Source organism: Martinezella miluonensis (genome assembly GCF_900094545.1).
Classification (GTDB): Bacteria; Pseudomonadota; Alphaproteobacteria; order Rhizobiales; family Rhizobiaceae; genus Rhizobium; species Rhizobium miluonense.
Map to the genome: position 1 here is coordinate 151,190 of NZ_FMAH01000008.1, position 21,241 is coordinate 172,430.

Annotated in this window: 20 protein-coding genes; 9 read left to right on the top strand and 11 right to left on the bottom strand. The window is 61.0% G+C overall.

What is annotated here, in order from left to right:
- Positions 1-160: 160 nt before the first annotated feature.
- The 3 genes from arfB (at position 161) to GA0061102_RS10370 (ending at position 2,758) form a co-directional block, all read left to right on the top strand.
- Positions 161-595 (top strand): alternative ribosome rescue aminoacyl-tRNA hydrolase ArfB, encoded by a 435-nt coding sequence (gene arfB / locus GA0061102_RS10360; protein ID WP_092846546.1) that lies wholly within the window; start codon positions 161-163, stop codon positions 593-595.
- A 301-nt stretch (positions 596-896) separates the two neighbouring features.
- Positions 897-1,505 carry an alpha-ketoglutarate-dependent dioxygenase AlkB family protein gene (locus GA0061102_RS10365; protein WP_092846548.1) on the top strand — a complete coding sequence of 203 codons (609 nt, stop codon included), beginning with the start codon at positions 897-899 and terminating at the stop codon, positions 1,503-1,505.
- Positions 1,506-1,660: 155 nt separating this feature from the next.
- Positions 1,661-2,758 carry a glycosyltransferase family 87 protein gene (locus GA0061102_RS10370; RefSeq protein WP_245297967.1) on the top strand — a complete coding sequence of 366 codons (1,098 nt, stop codon included), beginning with the start codon at positions 1,661-1,663 and terminating at the stop codon, positions 2,756-2,758.
- Here the strand turns inward: GA0061102_RS10370 and coaA are convergent.
- From coaA to hisB, 7 genes are read right to left on the bottom strand one after another with little or no spacing between them, the layout of a single operon-like run.
- Positions 2,745-3,740, bottom strand: coding sequence for a type I pantothenate kinase (coaA, locus tag GA0061102_RS10375; RefSeq protein ID WP_092846552.1), 996 nt, complete (start codon positions 3,738-3,740; stop codon positions 2,745-2,747). The genes GA0061102_RS10370 and coaA overlap by 14 nt on opposite strands.
- A gap of 6 nt (positions 3,741-3,746) precedes the next feature.
- Complete coding sequence (locus tag GA0061102_RS10380; RefSeq protein ID WP_092846553.1) at positions 3,747-4,061, bottom strand: phosphoribosyl-ATP diphosphatase; 315 nt, start codon at positions 4,059-4,061, stop codon at positions 3,747-3,749.
- 14 nt (positions 4,062-4,075) lie between these two features.
- Positions 4,076-4,864 (bottom strand): imidazole glycerol phosphate synthase subunit HisF, encoded by a 789-nt coding sequence (gene hisF, locus GA0061102_RS10385; protein WP_092846554.1) that lies wholly within the window; start codon positions 4,862-4,864, stop codon positions 4,076-4,078.
- The gene (gene hisA, locus GA0061102_RS10390) at positions 4,861-5,604 is read right to left on the bottom strand and encodes a 1-(5-phosphoribosyl)-5-[(5-phosphoribosylamino)methylideneamino]imidazole-4-carboxamide isomerase (RefSeq protein WP_092846555.1); all 744 of its coding nucleotides are present in this window, start codon (positions 5,602-5,604) and stop codon (positions 4,861-4,863) included. The genes hisF and hisA overlap by 4 nt, the downstream gene beginning before the upstream one ends.
- Before the next feature lie 25 nt (positions 5,605-5,629).
- Positions 5,630-6,280: an imidazole glycerol phosphate synthase subunit HisH gene (gene hisH / locus GA0061102_RS10395; RefSeq protein WP_092846557.1), complete on the bottom strand. Its 651-nt coding sequence runs from the start codon at positions 6,278-6,280 to the stop codon at positions 5,630-5,632.
- 2 nt (positions 6,281-6,282) lie between these two features.
- Entirely contained in the window at positions 6,283-6,780 is a 498-nt protein-coding gene (locus GA0061102_RS10400; protein ID WP_092846559.1) for a DUF2628 domain-containing protein, read from the bottom strand.
- A 24-nt stretch (positions 6,781-6,804) separates the two neighbouring features.
- Positions 6,805-7,413, bottom strand: coding sequence for an imidazoleglycerol-phosphate dehydratase HisB (gene hisB, locus GA0061102_RS10405; RefSeq protein ID WP_015338215.1), 609 nt, complete (start codon positions 7,411-7,413; stop codon positions 6,805-6,807).
- Between the two features lie 213 nt (positions 7,414-7,626).
- On the opposite strand from hisB, the gene hslV reads away from it, so the two are divergent.
- The 5 genes from hslV (at position 7,627) to GA0061102_RS10430 (ending at position 14,570) form a co-directional block, all read left to right on the top strand.
- On the top strand, positions 7,627-8,154 hold the full coding sequence (gene hslV / locus GA0061102_RS10410) for an ATP-dependent protease subunit HslV (RefSeq protein ID WP_092846561.1): 528 nt from the start codon (positions 7,627-7,629) through the stop codon (positions 8,152-8,154).
- A gap of 47 nt (positions 8,155-8,201) precedes the next feature.
- On the top strand, positions 8,202-9,512 hold the full coding sequence (gene hslU, locus GA0061102_RS10415) for an ATP-dependent protease ATPase subunit HslU (RefSeq protein ID WP_092846563.1): 1,311 nt from the start codon (positions 8,202-8,204) through the stop codon (positions 9,510-9,512).
- Between the two features lie 163 nt (positions 9,513-9,675).
- Positions 9,676-10,629: a DUF1402 family protein gene (locus tag GA0061102_RS10420; protein WP_092846565.1), complete on the top strand. Its 954-nt coding sequence runs from the start codon at positions 9,676-9,678 to the stop codon at positions 10,627-10,629.
- A 224-nt stretch (positions 10,630-10,853) separates the two neighbouring features.
- Complete coding sequence (locus GA0061102_RS10425) at positions 10,854-12,248, top strand: cytochrome P450 (RefSeq protein WP_092846567.1); 1,395 nt, start codon at positions 10,854-10,856, stop codon at positions 12,246-12,248.
- 153 nt (positions 12,249-12,401) lie between these two features.
- A complete protein-coding gene (locus tag GA0061102_RS10430; RefSeq protein WP_092846569.1) occupies positions 12,402-14,570 on the top strand; it encodes a malate synthase G in 2,169 nt (722 codons plus the stop codon).
- Positions 14,571-14,744: 174 nt separating this feature from the next.
- On the opposite strand, the gene GA0061102_RS10435 is transcribed toward GA0061102_RS10430, so the two are convergent.
- Positions 14,745-15,419 carry a L,D-transpeptidase gene (locus GA0061102_RS10435; RefSeq protein WP_004127592.1) on the bottom strand — a complete coding sequence of 225 codons (675 nt, stop codon included), beginning with the start codon at positions 15,417-15,419 and terminating at the stop codon, positions 14,745-14,747.
- Positions 15,420-15,598: 179 nt separating this feature from the next.
- Between GA0061102_RS10435 and GA0061102_RS10440 the strand changes: the two genes are divergently transcribed.
- Positions 15,599-16,087 (top strand): MmcB family DNA repair protein, encoded by a 489-nt coding sequence (locus GA0061102_RS10440; RefSeq protein ID WP_092846571.1) that lies wholly within the window; start codon positions 15,599-15,601, stop codon positions 16,085-16,087.
- Position 16,088: 1 nt separating this feature from the next.
- Here GA0061102_RS10440 and GA0061102_RS10445 read toward each other — a convergent pair whose 3' ends face one another.
- The 3 genes from GA0061102_RS10445 to hrpB all read right to left on the bottom strand — a co-directional run bounded on the left by GA0061102_RS10445 (position 16,089) and on the right by hrpB (position 20,557).
- Positions 16,089-16,676: an ActR/PrrA/RegA family redox response regulator transcription factor gene (locus GA0061102_RS10445; protein ID WP_092846573.1), complete on the bottom strand. Its 588-nt coding sequence runs from the start codon at positions 16,674-16,676 to the stop codon at positions 16,089-16,091.
- 75 nt (positions 16,677-16,751) lie between these two features.
- A complete protein-coding gene (locus GA0061102_RS10450; protein ID WP_092846575.1) occupies positions 16,752-18,089 on the bottom strand; it encodes an ActS/PrrB/RegB family redox-sensitive histidine kinase in 1,338 nt (445 codons plus the stop codon).
- Positions 18,090-18,091: 2 nt separating this feature from the next.
- Positions 18,092-20,557: an ATP-dependent helicase HrpB gene (hrpB, locus tag GA0061102_RS10455; RefSeq protein WP_092846577.1), complete on the bottom strand. Its 2,466-nt coding sequence runs from the start codon at positions 20,555-20,557 to the stop codon at positions 18,092-18,094.
- Between the last annotated feature and the right edge of the window lie 684 nt (positions 20,558-21,241).

Sequence of the window (21,241 nt, forward strand, 5' to 3'; positions counted from 1 at the left end):
TTTTCGTTTCACCGGATGTTTTCAAGCGCAGTGCAATGTGGAATAGAGCGATTTCAGGAAAAGTGTTCAGCGGTTTTCCGCTTGGAATTGCGTAGACCGATAGAGCGGCGATGCGGCTTCGACCGAATATTCGCTGTCCAGGGCAGGCGCGGAGAAAACCATGGCCAGCGAAGCGCTTTACATCAACGACCGGATTACCATTGCCGGCTGGGAGCTGGCGGAACAGTTCGTTTTGGCGGGCGGTCCCGGTGGCCAGAACGTCAACAAGGTCGCGACGGCTGTCCAGCTTTTCTTCAATGTCCAGAATTCGCCGTCGCTGACAGACCGCGTCAAGGCGAATGCGGTCAGACTTGCCGGGCGGCGCGTCTCCAAGGATGGCGTGCTGATGATCGAGGCCAGCCGTTTCCGCAGCCAGGATCGCAACCGCGAGGATGCGCGAGAGCGCCTGAAGGAGCTAATCCTCGAGGCGGCTGCCCCACCGCCACCGCCGCGCAAGAAGACCAAGCCGACTAAGGGCTCCGTCGAACGCAGGCTGAAGGAGAAGTCCGGGCGTTCCGAAGTGAAGAAGATGCGCGGCAAGGTCGGCGGCGACTAGATCGGCTTTTCGGGCTGCATGCTGGGTTTGGTTGGTTCAAAATAGCTTGTCGGGTGAGTCCGATTTCGCGGCAGCTATGTGCTCGGCCCCTCATCCTAGCCTTCTCCCCGCCGTGCGGAGAGAAGGGACGACCGAGCGCCACAGCACCGCCCTCGCTTGCCGTGGATAGTGTGCGGCAGCGAGCTTGAGGTACGAGAAACTCCCTCGCCCCGCCTGCGGGGAGAGGGTTGGGGTGAGGGGCCATGCACAAAGGCGAGGCGGTGATGCATTCACCTAATTGGCAACACCTACAGGACACCAAATGCTGCTCCCAAACGGAATCCGCCACCTGCCCGGATACCTCGATCGCCCCGCCCAGGAAACGCTGATCGAGGCGATCCGTGCTGTCGTGGCCGACGCGCCGCTATTCACGCCCGTCATGCCGGGCACCGGCAAAGAGATGTCGGTGCGCATGACCAATTGCGGCCCGCTCGGCTGGGTCACGGACAAGCAACGCGGCTATCGGTATCAACCCACTCATCCCGTGACAGATCGTTCTTGGCCGGCTATGCCGCCGCAAATGCTCGATCTCTGGAATGATATAGCAGGTTATGAAAAGCCGCCGCAGGCCTGCCTCGTCAATTTCTATGCAGACGATGCCCGCATGGGCCTGCATCAGGATCGAGATGAACAGGATCTCAACGCGCCCGTGCTGTCGATCTCGCTCGGCAACACCTGCCTGTTTCGGGTGGGCGGCCTCAACCGCAATGATCGTACGCTATCTTTCAAGCTTTCCAGCGGCGATATCGTCGTCCTCGGCGGCGAGGGCAGGCTCAGCTTCCACGGCGTCGACCGCATCTATCCCGCGACATCGACATTGCTGAAGAATGGCGGGCGGATAAACCTGACCTTAAGACGGGTAACCCCATAAGTAGATTGGAGACGAATGCGATTGGGGCGATCGTGACAAGGCTGAGGACGAGACCGGAGTTGATTTTTGCGGCCCTGGCCGTTGCTCTCGGATTGGCAAGGGGTCTCTACTTCCTGACATCCTTATGGGTCTTAACGCCCGACGGATTCTCCGTCATGACCAATCGTCTGCCCTATTGGGATTTCACCAATCTCTGGGGCGGGGCGGTGATGGCCCTGAAAGGCAATGTCGCCTATCTGTTCGATGCCGAGGCTTATCGACGGGAGCTTCGGCTGCTCCTGTCGCCCTTGATGCAGAATCAGGAATGGAGCTACCCGCCCTCCATGCTGCTGATTGGCGTTCCTCTTGCCGGATTGCCGATTTTCATCGCCTATATCATCTGGACATTGGGTACGCTTTTCCTGCTGTTCGTGGCAACGAAGCCGCTCGGTCTGGTTTGGTGGGCGCGCGTGCTCATCGTCGTTTCGCCCGCCACGATGGTCGACGTCATCTTCGGACAAAATGGAGCGTTGACGACGGCGCTCCTGCTATCCGGGCTGCTGCTTGCTCCGAGCCGGCCAATCATCGCGGGCATTCTCTTCGGCCTGTTGACGGTCAAACCGCAATTGGGCGTCCTGGTGCCGTTCTGCTTGCTTGCCAGTGGGAACTACCGGGCCTTTCTTTCGGCAGGTGTGACGGCGCTTTTGCTGGTGATCGCGACAGGCCTGCTATTCGGCTTCGATGTCTGGCCGCTGTTTTTGACCAAGACCCGGCCGCTGATGACGGCGATCCTGGAAGCGCCCTTTCCGCAGGGTTATCAGGTCAATGCCACGACATTCTTCATGCTGGCGCGATCCTTGGGGCTCGGCCTTGCTGCCTCCTATTCACTCCAAATGATCTTCTCGATCGCAGCCATCGCCACGACCCTATGGCTCTGGCGTCGCAAGACGGTTGTCGATCATCGAACCAAGGTCTGCCTTACGATCGTCTTGACGCTTATCGCCACGCCCTATGGCTATTCCTACGACACGATCCCCATGAATGTCGCGGTCGCGTATTTTTTCTTCACCCAGCGGGGCCTATCGGCTCCTCTTGGCATCGCCTGGCTTTATCCGCTCTACAATCAGCAGATCGCGCGGCAAGTGCTGCCGCTCGGGGCTCTGATACCGACGGGGCTCGCGGTATGCATGCTCATCCGCATTCTGCGCGATAGCGCTTCGCCGGAGATGGCGGCGGCGGATGCAACTGAGGAAGCCTCCGTCACAGCTTCCTGAGCGCAACCTGCTCGATCAGATGGTTCTTGCCCTTCTGCAGGATGAGGTCGGCGCGCGGTCGCGTCGGCAGGATGTTCTGGCGCAGGTTCTTGAGGTTGATGTTCTTCCACAGCCCTTCGGCGATCGCCAATGCTTCCTGTTCGCTGATCGAGGCGTAGCGGTGGAAGAAGGAGTTGGGGTCGCGGAAGGCGGTTTCGCGCAACTTCATGAAGCGGGCGACGTACCAGTTATGGATAAGATCCTCGTCGGCATCGATATAGATCGAGAAATCGAAGAAGTCCGAGACCATCGGCACGATCTTGCCGTCAGCCGGCAGATGCCGCGATTGCAGCACATTGATGCCTTCGAAGATCAGGATATCCGGGCGGTCGACCGTCTTGAACTCGTTCGGCAGCACGTCATAGACGAGATGCGAGTAGGAGGGAGCCTGGACATTCGGCTGGCCGGCCTTGATTGCCGAAAGGAAGCGCAAGAGCGCTGCCGTGTCGTAGCTTTCCGGAAAGCCCTTGCGCTGCATCAGGTTGCGGCGCTGCAGTTCGGCGTTCGGATAGAGAAAGCCGTCTGTGGTGACCAGATCGACCTTCGGGCTCGACGGCCAGCGGCCCATCAATTCCTTCAGGACACGCGCCGTGGTGGATTTGCCGACGGCGACGGAGCCTGCAATGCCGATGACGAATGGCGTCTTGGCAACATCGGAGAGGCTGAGGAAGCGGTTGCGCTGCTCGAACAGGATCTGCGAGGATTCCACATGCGAGGACAGCAGGCGCGACAGCGACAGATAGATGCGGCGGACCTCGTTGAGATCGATCGGGTCGCCCATCGAGCGCAGCCGCGTCACTTCGTCGGCGGTCAATGTCAGCGGCGTATCCGCGCGGAATTTCGCCCATTCTTCCGAGGAGAAGAAATAATAGGGCGAATAGGCTTTCGCCTGGAAAATATCGAGTGTCTCGTGCGCTGGCTCGGTCTTGGTTGCTATCGTCATTGCGTTTTACCGGCTTGCCTTCTCTTGAAGGCCGGATTGAGTGGTGCGCCTTTCGAGCTCACCCATGACATTCTGCAATGGAATGCCGGCAATCTTCAATACGACCAAAAGGTGATATAGCAGATCGGCGGCCTCGTAGGTGAGGTTGTCGCGATCATTCGCAACCGCAGCCATGACGGCCTCGATTGCCTCTTCGCCCAGTTTCTTCGCCGCTTTCGGCTGGCCGGCCGCAAAAAGCTTCGCCGTCCAGGATTCGTCGGGCGAAGCCTTGGAGCGTTCCTCGACGATTTTTTCGAGGTCGGAAAGGGTAAATCCGCTCATCGCTACGCTGTCTCCTAATCCAGCCGCATGGGAATGCCGCGCTCGGCCATGTAGCGCTTTGCCTCGCCCACCGAATAGGTGCCGAAGTGAAAGATCGAAGCAGCCAGTACCGCCGTCGCATGGCCTTCCTTCACGCCGGCGACGAGGTCGTCGAGATCGCCGACGCCGCCCGACGCGATGACGGGCACGCGCACGGCATCGGCGATCGCCCGCGTCAGCTCCAGATCGTAGCCGACCTTGGTGCCGTCGCGGTCCATGGAGGTGACGAGCAACTCGCCGGCGCCGCGCTCGACCATCTTGCGGGCAAAATCGACGGCATCGATGCCGGTCGCGTTGCGGCCGCCGTGGGTATAGATCTCCCAGGCGCTCATATTGTCGCCGCCGAGCGCTTCGGTGCGCCGCCGTTTCGCGTCGATCGAGACGACGATGCACTGGTTGCCGAATTTATCGGCGGCCTCGGCAACGAAATCGGGATTGTTCACGGCCGCCGAATTGATCGAAACCTTATCGGCGCCGCAGAGCAGCAGCTTGCGGATGTCCGCGATCGTGCGCACTCCGCCGCCAACCGTGACGGGCATGAAGCATTGTTCGGCGGTGCGCGCCACCACATCGAAGATGGTGTCGCGATTGTCGGAGGACGCCGTGATGTCGAGGAAGCAGAGCTCGTCGGCGCCGGCGGCGTCGTAGGCCTTGGCGGCCTCTACGGGATCGCCGGCATCGACGAGGTTGACGAAATTGACACCCTTGACGACGCGGCCGTCCTTGACGTCGAGGCAGGGGATGACGCGGGCTTTCAGGGTCATTGCGCTGCCTCCTTGGCCTGTTTGATCAGGGCCAGTGCTTCCTTCGGGTCGATCCGCCCATCATAGAGCGCGCGGCCGGAAATCGCACCTTCCAGTTTGCGGGCATCCGGCTGGATCATGCGGCGGATATCATCCAGCGAGGCGAGCCCGCCGGAGGCGATGACGGGGATGGAGACCGCGTCGGCCAGTTCCAGCGTCGAGGCCCAATTGATACCCGTCAGAATGCCGTCGCGGTCGATGTCGGTATAGATGATCGCGGCAACACCGACGCCCTCGAACTGTTTCGCAAGCTCGATCACGCCGAGTTCGGAGGCTTCCGCCCAGCCTTCGACTGCGACTTTGCCACCCTTGGCGTCGATGCCGACGGCAATATGGCCTGGAAATCTTCTGCAGGCTTCAATGACAAGGGCCGGATCGCGCACAGCAACCGTGCCGAGGATGACGCGGGTAAGCCCGCGCGAAAGCCAGTTCTCCATATGGTCGAGCGTGCGGATGCCGCCGCCGAGCTGCACAGGATTTTTCGTCGCCTTAAGGATGGCATCGACGGCAGCGCCATTCACAGTCTCGCCGGCAAAGGCGCCATTGAGATCGACGACATGCAGCCATTCGAAGCCCTGGTCTTCAAAGGCTTTCGCCTGGGCGCCGGGATCGGGATTGTAGACGGTTGCCTGCTCCATGTCGCCGAGCTTCAGGCGCACGCACTGCCCGTCCTTGAGGTCGATAGCGGGGAAGAGAATCATGTTTTGGTCCTCAAAGCGCGAAGCGTCACGGCTTCCAGCGCAGGAAATTGGCAATCAGGGCAAGGCCGAGCTTCTGGCTCTTTTCCGGATGGAACTGGGCGCCGGCCATATTGTCGTGTCCAACGAAGGCGGTCATCGATCCGCCATAGCTCGTCGTCGCGATGACATCGTCGCCATGGTCGGCCGCCAGATGATAGGAATGAACGAAATAGGCATGCAAGCCGTCCGGCCCGGTCTCGATCCCGTCGAACAGGGCATGCGGGTGGCGCAAGTCCAGCGTATTCCAGCCGATCTGCGGAATTTTCAGATTGGGATCGTTCGGTGTCATTTCCTTGACATCGCCTTTGATCCACCCAAACCCTGGGGTAACAGTCTTCTCCAGCCCGCGCGACGACATCAGCTGCATGCCGACGCAAATGCCGAGGAAGGGGCGGGCCTTGTGTTCGACAACGTCGATGACCGCTTCCGCCATGCCGGGCACTGCATCGAGGCCGCGACGGCAATCGGCGTAGGCGCCGACGCCGGGCAGCACGATGCGGTCGGCCGTGGCGACGCGCTCGGCGTCATCGGTCAGGTCGATTTTGGCGTCGATGCCTGCTTCACGGGCAGCCCGCTCGAAAGCCTTCGTGGCCGAGCGCAGATTGCCGGAACCATAATCGATAATTGCGACGCGCATGGTCAGCGTCCTCCGTCATAGCCGGGAAGGCCGAAGCTCGGGCCTTGGCGGCGGGTATTGGTGTTTGTGGCCGAAATATCCCAATCTTTTGGATGGATATCCTGGTCTCGTTTCTGCTCCAGCTGGGAAAAATGCATTTCCTCCGCCGTCGTCAGATCATGCGCGGACACGAGATTTTCCACCTTCCAGCCGCGTCCGACAAGGCGATCGCTGAGCGCATGCGGGCCTTCGAGGGCCGCCAGGACGTGCACGCCCAACAGAATCCCGGCTCCGGCGGCGAAGAATCCCGGCTGTCGCATCAGCTCCAGAGCGAGGCCCTGCAACAGGATGGCAGCAACGGCGTGCAGCCAGAGGCGATTGAAGAGCATCCAGAGTGTGGGAAACAGAAATGCCTTCCACGAAAAGCCGTCGCGGATGAATCGCGTTCCGTCGCGATACCGATCCGATACTTCTGATCGGCCTAGCGCTCCGGGTGGCGTCAAAATCAGATAGCTTGCCATTTCCTCAATTCCCCAGTTCGGGGCTCAGGCGAGCGTGCCTTTCGTCGAGGGCACCCGGCCTGCCTGCCGCGGATCGATCTCGGTTGCGGTGCGCAGTGCGCGCGCAACGGCCTTGAAGCATGTCTCGGCTATATGGTGATTGTTGGCGCCATAATGGTTGAGGATATGCAGCGTGATGCCGGCATTCTGCGCTAAGGCCTGAAAGAATTCGCGCACCAGTTCGGTATCGAAGGTGCCGATCTTCGGCGCGCTGAAGCTGACGTTCCAGACAAGGAAGGGCCGGCCGGAAAGATCGACGGCCGCTTTCGTCATCGTCTCGTCCATGGCGAGATCGATCGAGGCATAGCGCGTGATGCCGCGCCGGTCGCCGAGCGCCTTGGCAATGGCCTGGCCGATGGCGATGCCGGTATCTTCGACGGCATGATGGTCGTCGACATGCAGGTCGCCCTTGGTGTCGATCTCCATGTCGATCAGCGAATGTCGCGACAGCTGTTCCAGCATATGGTCGAAGAAGCCGACACCCGTCGAAATCGTCGATTTGCCGCTGCCGTCGATGTTGACGGACACGGAGACCGAGGTCTCGTTGGTCTTGCGGGAAACGCTTGCCGTGCGGCTCGCTGCGGTCTCTGCCATGGGCTGCTCCATCGGAATACGGCCGTTCCTTATCAGGCGGATCGAGAAATATCCAGAAGTTACGCATGGGCCGTGCGTCTTTAGCCGGCTCGCGTGAACCAATCCGGTTCGGATGCCATTTGCAATCGCCAAAAGCCCTCTTACATAGGTGCTGACGGGGCCGAAATGCGGCCCGGCAGAAAGCCCGCCGTAACGGGGGCAAACAGGTGTTAAATGACGACAATCGTGACTATTCGCAAGAACGGCAAGGTCGTGATGGCTGGTGATGGCCAGGTGAGCCTTGGCCAGACCGTGATGAAGGGCAATGCGCGCAAAGTTCGCCGCATCGGCAAGGGCGATGTCATCGCCGGTTTCGCCGGCGCGACCGCCGATGCCTTCACCCTGCTCGAGCGTCTTGAAAAGAAGCTGGAACAATATCCCGGCCAGTTGATGCGCGCCGCCGTCGAGCTCGCGAAGGACTGGCGCACGGATAAATATCTGCGCAACCTCGAAGCCATGATGCTTGTTGCCGACAAGCAGATAACGCTCGCCATCACCGGCAACGGCGATGTGCTCGAGCCCGAACACGGCGCCATGGCGATCGGCTCAGGCGGCAATTTCGCGCTCGCCGCCGCACGCGCGCTGATGGATAGCGACAAGTCCGCCGAGGACGTCGCCCGCCGCGCTCTCGATATCGCTGCCGACATCTGCGTTTACACGAACCACAATGTGATCGTCGAAACGCTCGATGCCGAAGCCTAAGACGTTCCTCTCTTGATAGTTTCTAGCCCTGACAGGGAACACGCGAAATGACCACTTTTTCCCCCCGCGAGATCGTCTCCGAGCTCGATCGTTATATTGTCGGCCAGCATGAGGCCAAGCGCGCCGTGGCGATCGCCTTGCGCAACCGCTGGCGCCGCCAGCAGCTCGAGCCCGATCTGCGCGACGAAGTCATGCCCAAGAACATCCTGATGATCGGCCCGACCGGCGTCGGCAAGACGGAGATCTCTCGCCGTCTCGCCAAGCTTGCCGGCGCACCCTTCATCAAGGTCGAAGCCACGAAGTTCACCGAAGTCGGCTATGTCGGCCGTGACGTCGAGCAGATCGTCCGCGATCTCGTTGAGGTCGGCATCGGCCTGGTACGCGAAAAGAAGCGTAACGAGGTGCAGGCCAAGGCGCATATGAGCGCTGAAGAGCGCGTGCTCGATGCGCTGGTCGGTGCCACCGCATCGCCGGCGACACGCGACAGCTTCCGCAAGAAGCTGCGTGACGGTCAGCTGGATGACAAGGAAATCGACATCGAAGTTGCCGATACCGGTTCCGGCATGCCCGGCGGTTTCGAAATCCCCGGCATGCCCGGCGCCAATATCGGCGTGCTCAACCTGTCGGAAATGTTCGGCAAGGCCATGGGCGGCCGCACGAAGAAGGTGCGCACCACGGTCAAGGATTCCTACAAGGAACTCGTGCGCGACGAATCCGACAAGCTGATCGACAACGAGGCGATCCAGCGCGAAGCCGTGCAATCCGCCGAGAACGACGGCATCGTCTTCCTCGACGAGATCGACAAGATCGCGGCCCGCGATGGCGGCATGGGTGCCGGTGTCTCGCGCGAAGGCGTGCAGCGCGACCTGCTGCCGCTGGTCGAAGGCACGACGGTTTCGACGAAATATGGCCCGGTCAAGACGGACCATATCCTCTTCATCGCCTCCGGCGCCTTCCACGTCTCGAAGCCTTCGGATCTGCTGCCGGAATTGCAGGGCCGCCTGCCGATCCGCGTCGAGCTGAAGCCACTGACCAAGGAAGACTTCCGCCGCATCCTGACCGAGCCGGAAGCCAGCCTCATCCGCCAGTACAAGGCGCTGATGGAAACGGAAGACCTGAAGCTTGATTTCACCGACGATGCGATCGACGCACTTGCCGATGTCGCCGTGCATCTGAACTCCACCGTCGAGAATATCGGTGCACGCCGTCTGCAGACGGTCATGGAGCGCGTGCTTGACGATATTTCCTACAATGCGTCGGATCGTGCCGGTGTGTCGGTGACCATCGACGCCGCCTACGTCCGCGAGCATGTCGGAGACCTTGCAACAAACACCGATCTGTCCCGCTTCATCCTATAAGCGGGCCGGCAAAGGCGATTTAAAGCAGTAAACACTCGACAGCGGGCCGTTAACTTTTTAGTTAGGGGCCCGTTTCTTTGTGTCGGATGGCTTTATTCGGCCAAGATTGTCCGTCAGGGAGCCGCACGGAAACATCGGTTGAAACTTCGACAGGACAGCCATCTTGCGACGTATACTGATCACCCTTCTTCTGGCAGTCGCCAGCCTCTCCTGGATCCCCGCCTATGCGGATGCGGCGAGCGTGGTGCCTCCGGGCAACCGCAATGCCGAGCAGCCGCCCGTTCCCGGCGCCTCCGTGCGGCGCACGCGCGGCACCAACTCCACCTTCGAACGCAAGTATCAGAAGGTTCGTGAGCTGCTGGCGACCGACACTAGGCTGATGTCGAAGATCAAATCGACGGCGCGTGCCTATGGCATCGAACCCATCCACATCATCGGTGCGATCGTCGGCGAGCATACCTATAATGTTGACGCCTATGACGGCCTGCAGTCCTACTACGTTAAAGCTGCATCCTATGCCGGCCAGAGCTTCCGCTTCGCCTATAACGGCGAAAACGTCGACGATTTCATCGCCCGGCCGCAATTCGACGCCTGCAAGAGCAAGAAGGACTCCTACAGCCTCTGGATCTGCCGCGAGGATGTCTGGGAAGATGATTTCCGCGGCAAGACCGTCGGCGGCAAATCCTATCCCGACAATCGTTTCAGCGCTGTTTTCTTCCAGCCCTTCTATGCCGGGCAGACCTTTGGTCTCGGTCAGGTCAATCCGCTGACGGCGCTTGAACTTTCCGATCTGGTCAGCCGCACCTCGGGCGTCGCGAAGCTGGACGAGAAGGATGCAGGCGGTGTCTACAAGGCGATCATGGATCCGGATCTGTCGCTCGCCTTCGTCGCGGCCTCGATCCGCAAATCGATCGATGACTATCGTTCGATCGCCGGTATGGATATTTCCGGCAATCCCGGCATCACCGCGACGCTCTACAATCTCGGCAACACCCGCAAGCGCGCTGCCGCCCTTGCCGCCAAGAACAGGGGCTCTTCGCAGCCCGTCTGGCCGGAAGAGAACTACTACGGCTGGCTCATCAATGATAAGCTGAGCGACCTGAAGTCGCTGCTTTAAAGCAGCCGCGCAAAAGTGTGCAGCGGTTTGCGATAACGGCACGCGTGAAGTCAAAGACCTGAAACGCTAAAAAGCGAATTTGACAAATCGCGATGCGCTTTAGGCGGCACGCGCGGCGTTTTACCGCCTGGATTTCGCGAGTGGCGCTCACCATATCGGATGGGCGCACCGCTCCGGCTGCGTCAGATCGCGCAACCGCCCGGTCTTCGAGGAGAATTGATCCCATGGATATGATTCCGGAAGCCTTCTCCCCGCCGGCGCCGATCCCGCGCACCGTCCCGCCGTCGCGATGGACGATTATCAAAACCATCCTGCGCAATCCGCTCGAACTCTGGGGCGAACCTTCCTATACGTTGCCCTGGATCAAGACGAAGTTCTTCAACGAGCGGACGCTGATCGTCAATGATCCCGGCCTGATCAAGCATATTCTGGTCGACAACGCTGCCAACTATCGCATGGCCGATATCCGCCAGCTCGTGCTCCGGCCGATTCTGCGCGATGGTCTGCTGACGGCGGAAGGACCTGTCTGGAAGCGCTCGCGCAAGGCGGTTGCCCCGGTTTTCACGCCGCGCCATGCCCAGGGTTTCGCCGGCCAGATGCTAGGCCAGAGCCTGGAATACCTGCACAAATATGAGGAGATCGGCAGCGAAGGCGCAGTGTTCGATATCGCTGCTGACATGACCGAGCTGACCTTCGCCATCCTGACGGAGACCTTGTTTTCCGGCGAGATCGTCACTGAAAGAGAGCATTTTTCCGACGACGTTAACGAGCTGCTGCATCGCATGGGCCGGGTCGATCCCATGGATCTTCTGCGCGCTCCCGCCTGGGTGCCGCGTCTCACCCGCATCGGCGGCCGGCGTATGCTCGATAAGTTCCGCGGCATCGTCCGCAAGGCTATGGACCAGCGCCTGGAGAAGATGAGCAGGGACCGCGCGAGCGCGCCGGATGATTTCCTGACGCTGCTTCTGGAAAAGACCGGTCCCGACGGGCTGACGATGGAGGAGATCGAGGACAATATCCTCACCTTCATCGGCGCGGGCCATGAAACGACGGCTCGCGCGTTGGCCTGGACACTCTATTGCGTCGCCAACAGCCCGCATATTCGCGATGCCATGGAAGAGGAAATCGATCGGGTGCTTGCCACCGATGCCGAACCCGTCGCCTGGCTCGACCTGATGCCGCACGTCCGCGCTGCCTTCGAGGAGGCGATGCGTCTCTATCCGCCGGCGCCGTCGATCAATCGAGCCGCGATTGCCGACGACGAATGGACGAGCGCCAAGGGCGAGCGCGTGGCGATCCCGAAGGGAATCACCGTGCTGATCATGCCTTGGACGCTGCATCGTCATGAGCTCTACTGGGAAAAGCCGCGTGCCTTCATGCCGGAGCGCTTCCTTCCGGAAAACCGGGCCAAGATCAATCGCTTCCAGTATCTGCCTTTTGGCGCGGGTCCGCGTGTCTGCATCGGTGCCACGTTCGCACTTCAGGAGGCCGTCATCGCTCTTGCCGTGATGATGCGCCGTTTCCGTTTCGATGCGACGGATGAGACCGATCCTTGGCCGGTGCAGAAGCTGACGACCCAGCCGCGCGGCGGACTGCCGATGCGGGTGACGCGGCGATAGGGTGTTTTTGCCGCCTCCGGATCAACGTAAGTCAATTGTTTCCCGTATTGCATAAATCTTTCGAACTATTACCAAATTGACTGAGGGCGAAACCGTCAGCAAAGTGGCACCATAGGAAAATTGAGCCATAAATGGCCTTGAGGAGTATTTGGCATGAGCCGCATTGAGAAGAACGGGCTGCAGATCGAACCGGTACTTTACGATTTCCTCGTCAAGGAAGCCCTTCCGGGCTCGGGCATCGACCCCGATGCCTTCTTCGCCGGCTTTTCTAAAATTGTCCACGATCTCGCACCGAAGAACCGCGAATTGCTCGCCAAGCGTGATCGCATGCAGGTGGCGATCGATGACTGGTATCGGAAAAACGGCGCGCCGGTCGATCTTGCCGCTTATGAAACCTTCCTCCGCGAAATCGGCTACATCGTGCCGGAAGGCCCGGCCTTCACGATTTCGACCGCCAATGTGGACCCGGAAATATCTGAGATCGCCGGCCCGCAGCTCGTCGTTCCCGTCATGAATGCCCGCTACGCGCTGAATGCCGCCAACGCCCGCTGGGGGTCGCTCTATGATGCGCTTTACGGCACGGATGCCATTCCCGAGACCGACGGCGCCGAGAAGGGCAGGGGCTATAATCCCAAGCGTGGCGAGAAGGTTATTGTCTGGGTTCGCGATTTCCTCGATTCGACGGTGCCGCTTGATGGCGCAAGCTGGAAGGATGTCACCGGCCTTGTCGTGAAGGATGGTGCCCTGGCGATCGCGACTAAGGGCGGCGCGTCGAAACTGGCCGATGGCGGCCATTTCGCCGGCTACCTGGGCGCTCCAGCCACCCCGACGCATATCCTGCTGAAGCAGAACGGCATCCATATCGAAGTTGTCATCGACACGAGCACGACTATCGGCAAGGCGGATCCGGCCGGCATTTCCGACGTTCGCCTGGAATCGGCCATCACGACGATCATGGATTGCGAGGATTCGATCGCAGCCGTCGACGCCGAGGATAAGGCTGAAGTGTATCGCAACTGGCTCGGCCTGATGAAGGGCGACCTGACGGAGGAAGTCGCAAAGGGTGGCAAGACCTTCACACGCCGTCTCAATCCCGACGTCACCTATACCGCGCCGGATGGCAGCACCTTCGATCTGCATTGCCGCTCGCTGATGCTGGTGCGCAATGTCGGCCACCTGATGACCAACCCGGCCATTCTCGACCGCGACGGCAACGAGGTGCCGGAAGGCGTTATGGATGCCGTCATCACCGGTCTGATCGCGCTCTACGATGTCGGCCCGAACGGCCGCCGCAAGAATTCCCGCACCGGCTCGATGTATGTCGTCAAGCCGAAGATGCACGGGCCGGAAGAAGTCGCCTTCGCTGTCGACATCTTCTCGCGCGTCGAAGATCTGCTCGGCATGCCCAGAAACACGATGAAGATGGGCATCATGGACGAGGAGCGCCGCACCACGGTCAACCTCAAGGAAGCCATCCGCGCCGCCCGCGAGCGCGTCGTCTTCATCAATACCGGCTTCCTCGATCGTACCGGCGACGAGATCCATACTTCGATGGAAGCCGGCCCGATGATCCGCAAGGGCGACATGAAGCAGGCGGCCTGGATCAGTGCCTATGAGAATTGGAATGTCGATATCGGCCTCGAATGCGGCCTGTCCGGCCACGCCCAGATCGGCAAGGGCATGTGGGCCATGCCCGACCTGATGGCGGCCATGCTGGAGCAGAAGATCGCTCATCCCAAGGCCGGCGCCAACACCGCCTGGGTGCCGTCTCCGACGGCTGCGACGCTGCACGCCACCCACTATCACCGCGTCAATGTCGCCGACGTCCAGAAGAGCCTGAAGAGCCGCGCCCGCGCCAAGCTTTCCGATATCCTCTCGGTGCCGGTTGCCTCGCGGCCGAACTGGACGCCGGAGGAAATCCAGCGCGAGATCGACAACAACTGCCAGGGCATCCTCGGCTATGTCGTCCGCTGGGTGGATCAGGGCGTTGGTTGCTCCAAGGTACCCGACATCAACAATGTCGGCCTGATGGAAGACCGCGCCACCCTGCGCATCTCGGCGCAGCATATGGCCAACTGGCTGCACCATAAGGTCATCAGCGAAGCGCAGATCGTCGAGACGATGAAGCGCATGGCCGCCGTGGTCGATCAGCAGAATGCCGATGATCCCAACTACGTCGCCATGTCAGGCAATTTCGACGATTCTGTCGCCTTCCAGGCAGCGCTCGATCTCGTGCTCAAGGGGCGGGAGCAGCCGAACGGCTATACGGAGCCGGTTCTGCATCGACGCCGTATCGAACTGAAGGCAAAGCAGGCGGGTTGATCCTTTCTCTCCGTCAGAGGCCGCCTCGATCCTTAGAGGCCTTGTCGTTGCGCTGACGCTTCGACGGCAAGGATGAGGGCGGGTGGAGCGGTATAGGGTCGCCCCCGAGTTCTCCAAACAAAAAGGCCGCCGGATAGCGATCCGGCGGCCTTTTTCAATCCCGATGCCAGCGAATTACTGGATAACGATGACCTTCGTGCTGTGACCCGGCAGGACGCGGCTGTAGAGATCGATCACGTCCTGATTGATCAGGCGAATGCAGCCGGAGGAAGCGGCCGTGCCGATCGAAGCCCATTCCGGCGTACCGTGCAGGCGGAACAGCGTGTCCTGGCCCTTTTCGTTGTAGAGGTACATGGCACGCGCACCGAGCGGGTTGGAAAGGCCCGGGTTCATGCCGCCATCGACATACTTGGCGATTTCCGGACGGCGGACGGCCATTTCCTTCGGCGGATGCCAGCTCGGCCATTCCTGCTTCCAGGCGACGTAAGCGGTGCCGGACCAGGAGAAGCCCTGCTTGCCGACGCCGATGCCGTAACGCATCGCTTCGCCGTTGCCGAGGATGTAATAAAGGTGGCGCTCGCGCGTGTTGACGATGATCGTGCCTTCAGCTTCGTCGGACTTGTATTCGACGATCTGGCGGCGGAACTGCGGCTTCACCTTCTGGATTGGGATCGCCGGCAGCTGGAAGCCGTTATCGCTGGTGATGCCATAGTCGCCATCGAAGGTCTTTATGGTCTCTGCGGCGGTTTTTGCGGTAGCGGTCGGCGCGGCTGCGGCAGTGGTGGCATAGCCAGCCGATGCGAGCATTGCGACAAGGCCGAGTGCGGTCATAGCATTACGGATGCGCATGGAAGTCTCTTGAAATTTTGTGGCGGGGATCGGATGGTTATCTACCATCTTTGTCTACGGTTTATTTTCCATTAAACTAAACTTTGCAAGCTGCTCTGACGCTACAAAATAGCGCCGCCGCGCAAATTAGAGGGACATGGTTTTTTTGCAACAATGCTTGCCTGTCCTTGAGGCAATTCATGACGATTTTGAACGTTTATAATAACAATCCGTTAATAGATGGCCGGCAGTCGGAACGGGCCATGCTTGTACGCAAGGGCGTACAACTATTACTACACGACATGCGTCACGCTGTGCTGCCGGAGTTGCCGTTGGCGAGCGGCCGCCGCGCCGACCTCATCAGTCTTTCGGAAAAGGGCGAGATCTGGATCATCGAGATCAAAACCTCGATCGAGGATTTCCGGGTCGACCGCAAATGGCCCGAATATCGGCAGCATTGCGATAGGATGTTCTTCGCCACCCACAAGGACGTGCCGTTGGATATCTTTCCGGAGGATTGCGGGCTGTTTCTATCCGATGGGTATGGCGCTCATATCATCCGCGAGGCGCCGGAGCATCGCCTGTCGCCGGCGACGCGCAAGTCGGTGACGCTGAATTTCTCGCGTGCCGCCGCCCAGCGCCTGATGCTGGCCGAATGGGCGACGGGCAAATCCTTCGCGTCCGAATAGCCTATTTCGGCGCGCGCTTGGCAAGGATGCGCTGCAGCGTGCGGCGATGCATGTTCAGCCGCCGGGCCGTCTCGGAAACGTTGCGCTCGCACATTTCATAGACGCGCTGGATGTGCTCCCAGCGAACCCGGTCGGCCGACATTGGGTTTTCCGGCACTTCCGCCTTCTCACCGGGGCGCTGCGTCAGCGCGGCAAAGACGTCGTCCGCATCGGCGGGTTTGGCGAGATAGTCAAGCGCGCCGAGCTTGACGGCGGTCACTGCCGTCGCGATGTTCCCATAACCCGTCAGCACGACGATATGCGTATCGTCACGCCGCTGGCGAATGGCCTCGATGACATCGAGGCCGTTGCCATCGCCGAGGCGCAGGTCGACGACCGCGTATTTCGGCGGGTTGGCCTTGGTCTTGGCGACACCTTCCGCCACCGATTCCGCTGTTTCGACCACGAAGCCCCGCGTTTCCATCGCGCGCGCCAGCCGGCGGAGGAAAGGGCCGTCATCATCGACGATCAGCAATGTCGCATCCGCGCCGATATGGGCCGCGGAATCCTTGTCCCCGGCATGCGGGGCAGCGATCTCTTTATCCGTCATTCTATCTTCTATCCCGGCGACCATCCGCCTGCATATCCTACCGATTTTGACGAGGGTTGTTTTAAGCCGTCAAAATCATTTTGTCGAATTACTGTCGATCAACACGCGCGGCCATTCGACGCGGACGCAGGCCCCCGGCCTTTCGGGATCGCGGTTAGTGAAGGAGAGGGCGGCACCGGAGCGCTCCAGCAACGTCTTGGCGATGAAGAGGCCGAGACCAAGGCCGCCTGCCGTGTCGTCGCGCTGGCGCGAGGTGACATAGGGCTCGCCGATCCGTGCCAGTATTTCCGGCGAATAGCCGCTGCCGTCGTCCTCGATGACGATGGTCAGGGTCTCGACGGTGTATTCCACGGTGACGGTTACCGTCTTGCGGGCATAGTCGACGGCATTTTCGATGAGGTTGCCGAGCCCATACATGATGCCGGCATTGCGGTTGAGGACAGGCTCGCCGGAGCGCGGGCTCTTTTCGATCAGCTCCAGCATGATGCCGAACTCGCGATGCGGGGCGATGATCTCCTCCATCATCGAAGACAGCGTCAGCCGCCGCATATGCGCCTCGTCTTCCGAAGAAAGCGTTGTCAGCCGGCGCAGGATGTCGCGGCATCTTTCGCTCTGGCTGCGCAGCAGCGCCACATCCTCGCGAAAACGGTCGTCCTCGCGCAGCTCGCGTTCCATTTCCTTGGCGACGACGCTGATGGTCGCAAGCGGCGTGCCGAGCTCGTGTGCCGCCGCCGCTGCCAGTCCGTCGAGCTGCGAAAGATGCTTTTCCCGCTGCAGCACCAGTTCCGTCGCCGAGAGCGCATCGGCGAGCTGCGAGGCCTCCATGGAGACGCGATAGGCATAGAAAGCGGCAAAGGCCATGGTCGAGGCGATGGAGCACCAGACGCCCAGCTGCATGACGCTATGTACGTTCACGGCGACGCCTTCATACCAAGGGAGCGGGAAGGGCGAGAAGGCGAGCCCGGTGATGCAGATCATCGCAAGCGCGATCAGCGTCATGCTGTAGCGGATCGGCTGCGAGGCGAAGGAAATGATGACAGGCACGCAGACCAGCACCGAGAAGGGGTTGGCAAGCCCGCCCGTGATCAGCAGCAGCCCGCAGAGCTGCAGAAGATCGAGGCCGAGCAGCGCGAAGGCGGCCGGCGGCTCCAACCGGTGCGTCGGCGGAAAGCGCAGGGTCAGGAAGAAGTTGATCCAGGCAAGACAGGCGATCAGCACGCAGCACGGCATGAGCGGCATGGGGAATTTCAGCCAGAAGGCGACGATCATGACAGTTGCCGTCTGGCCACCGACCGCGAGCCAGCGCAAGCGCACCAGCGTCTGCAGCCTCAGCCGCCGACTGCTGTGATGGTCGTCCTGCGCCTTGATCTCCGCATCGGACAGTTTTTCCAATCCCCGGAAGAAGCGTGCCATCGTCATGTCCCTCGTGGCTTGGCGCGTGTGGTCGGCAAGGCTTCTGCCGGATCTTCCGGCCAAGGATGCCTCGGGTAGCGCCCGCGCATGTCGGCGCGCACATCCCGCCAGGATCCGGCCCAGAAACCGGGCAGGTCGCGCGTCGTCTGAATCGGGCGATGGGCCGGCGATGTCAACTCCAGCAGCAACGGCAACCGGCCGCCGCCGACGCTTGGGTGTTGTTTCAGCCCGAACAGTTCCTGGACGCGGATGGTCAGCAGCGGCTCCTCGCCGTCATATTGTATGGGATGGCGCTGCCCGGTCGGCGCTTCGAAATGCGTCGGCGCCATCCGAGCAAGATCGCGCTGTAGCTCGTGCGGGACCAGCGCCATCAGCCCGTTGGAAAGCCCGCCGGCCGAGATATCGGAGAGCCCGCGCGCTTCGGTCTGAAACGGCGTGAACCACTCGTCTAGCCGGGTAACCAGGGCTTCGTCGCTCATATCCGGCCAAGGCTCGCCGATAGTCCTATATAGGAAGCCGATCCTGTCTCGCAGCTGCGCCGCCTCTTTAGAAAAAGGCAGCACACCGACCCCTAGTTCGTGAATGCCCTCGGCCAGCGCCTTGGCCGCCTGCTCGCCGGAGGGACGCGGCAGGGGCGTTTCCTCGAAGATGATGGCGCCGAGCCTTGTCGCTCGCCGCGCGCGGACCTGCCGACTTGCTCTGTCGAAAAAGCTCTGATCCTCCGTGCGGATCTCGCCCGGCAAGTGCTCTTCGACATCGGCGCGGGAAGTCTCCACCGCGGCAAGGATGCGCGCCTGCGCTGCGCGGCCGGTCAGATCGGCGATCACGAGCATCTGTGAGCCGGCAAGACGCTCGGTTTCCGGCAGCTCTGCGCCGCGCCCATTCGCCATGACGAAGCGGCCCCGCCCGCCGCGCTGCAGGGCGATCCGATCGGGAAAGGCATGCAGCAATAACGAACCGGCGAGCTGCGGCGTGGCAGAGGCGGGGTTGCCGCCGTTGCTAGCGGCCTGCGCGAGTCGCCCGGCTAAGCGTCGCGCCGCCTCCGCTCTCTCGCCCTTCTCTGTCTTGAAGCGCCGCAGCCGGTCCTCCAGATCGATGCTCTGGCCGCCGAGCCCCTGTTCCGTCAGCAGCACGGCCAGCAACGCCGCTTCCCGCGCCTGGCCGAACTCCGCAGCCGAGATGACCATCGCTGCCAGCCGCGGCGGTAAAGCGAGTTCACGCATCAGCCGGCCATGCGTCGTCAGCCCGTTTTCCGCGTCGAGCGCTCCCAGCTGCCGCAGGAGTGCTCGCGCCTCGGCAAGCGTCGTCGCCGGCGGCTGGTCCATGAAGGAAAGCGTTGCCGGATCCTGCACGCCCCAATGTGCCAAATCGAGCGCAAGGCCCGAGAGATCGCTGGAAAGGATCTGCGGCGGCGTAAAGGCAGGCATGGCCGCCGTCTGGCCCGGATGCCACAGGCGGATGGCGATGCCCGGCTCGGTTCGGCCAGCGCGTCCGGCCCGCTGATCGGCCGAGGCGCGCGATACGCGCACCGTCTCGAGCCGCGTAATGCCGGTCGAAGCCTCGAAGACCGGCAGCCGCTGCTGGCCGCTGTCGATGACGATACGCACCCCATCGATGGTGATGGAGGTTTCGGCGATGGAGGTGGCAAGCACGATCTTGCGCGTGCCCTGCGGCGCAGGCCGGATGGCCGCATCCTGCTCCTTCTGGCTGAGATTGCCGTAAAGCGGCGCGATCATCGTCTCCGGGCCGAACCGGCCTTCGAGCCGTTCCGCCGTCCGGGTGATCTCGGCCTGTCCCGGCAAGAAGGCCAGGATCGAGCCCTCTTCGCTCGCATGCGCATCGAGGATCGCCCGTGTCACGGTATCTTCGATCCGCTCTCCCGCGGGCCGATCCTGATGGCGGATATCGATCGGAAAGCTGCGGCCCATGCTTTCGATGATGGGCGGATGGTCGAGGAGGGTAGCGACACGCTCCACGTCCAACGTCGCCGACATCACGAGGATACGCAGGTCCTCCCTCAGCGCCGACTGCACGTCGAGTGCCAGCGCCAGGCCGAAATCCGCATCCAGCGACCGCTCGTGGAACTCGTCGAAGATGGCGGTGGAGATGCCGGAAAGCTCGGGGTCGTCGAGGATCATCCGCGCGAACACACCTTCGGTCACCACCTCGATGCGGGTCTTGGAGGAGATGCGGTTGTCGAGTCGCATGCGATAGCCGACAGTATCGCCGACCTGTTCACCGAGCAGCGAGGCCATTCGGGCAGCCGCCGCCCTTGCCGCCAGCCGCCGCGGCTCCAGAAGAATGATCCTGTCGTCGCCGCGCCAGTCCTGGCCCAATAGATAGAGCGGCACCAGAGTCGTCTTGCCGGCGCCGGGCGGCGCGGAAAGCACGGCACGCCGACGGTCGGCCAGTGCAGTGCCGATATCACCAAGCACATGCGAGACCGGAAGTTCCGGTAATGGAGGCACTCTATATGTCACGTCTGCCGGCTCCGCATCGCATTGTATGGAATAGTGCCGGACCCGCACGGCGCGGCTGCTTGTGCCCGCTCTTCATGAAGAAGCAACATGCTCCGCTTCCTTTGTTCGTCTGATGTCTATTAGGTCCTGGGCGTTTTGCTGGCAATGAGACGTCGAGCGAGTGTGTCGGCGAGGCCGTTTGAACCGGTTTGTGGGGGCTGATCTGGATGATTCCGGCAAAAGGCGTAAAATGATTCCGGAAAACCTATCCAATCAGGTAGAAAACCCCAATTTCCGCACTGGCACATCAAAATTCTGTTTAAAACCAGCCACTTGAAAAAATGTCAGAATTTTTACAATCGTGGTGTTGACTATGTCGTTTGGTAGGGTCTATAAGCCCGATCACTGACGAGGGCGGCGGCGCTGCTGGCGACGAAGACCTTCGCTCTAGTGTTTCCTGGATTGGCTGCGATGCTGATTGATGGTTCTGGGCTTAGGTGCCTGGGATTGCAGGAATGGATTTCGACTGGGTTTTCTGGTCTGTTATTTGACAATTGAAGATGAGAAGAAAGAGAAACGTGGGCGGCGAAGCTTGCGGGATCGGAAGAGATTTCGGTTCTGGAAAGAGACTTCGACGGTTACGTTTTGAACAAGAGAATACACCTCATTATTATCGCAGTGATGCGTTTTGAA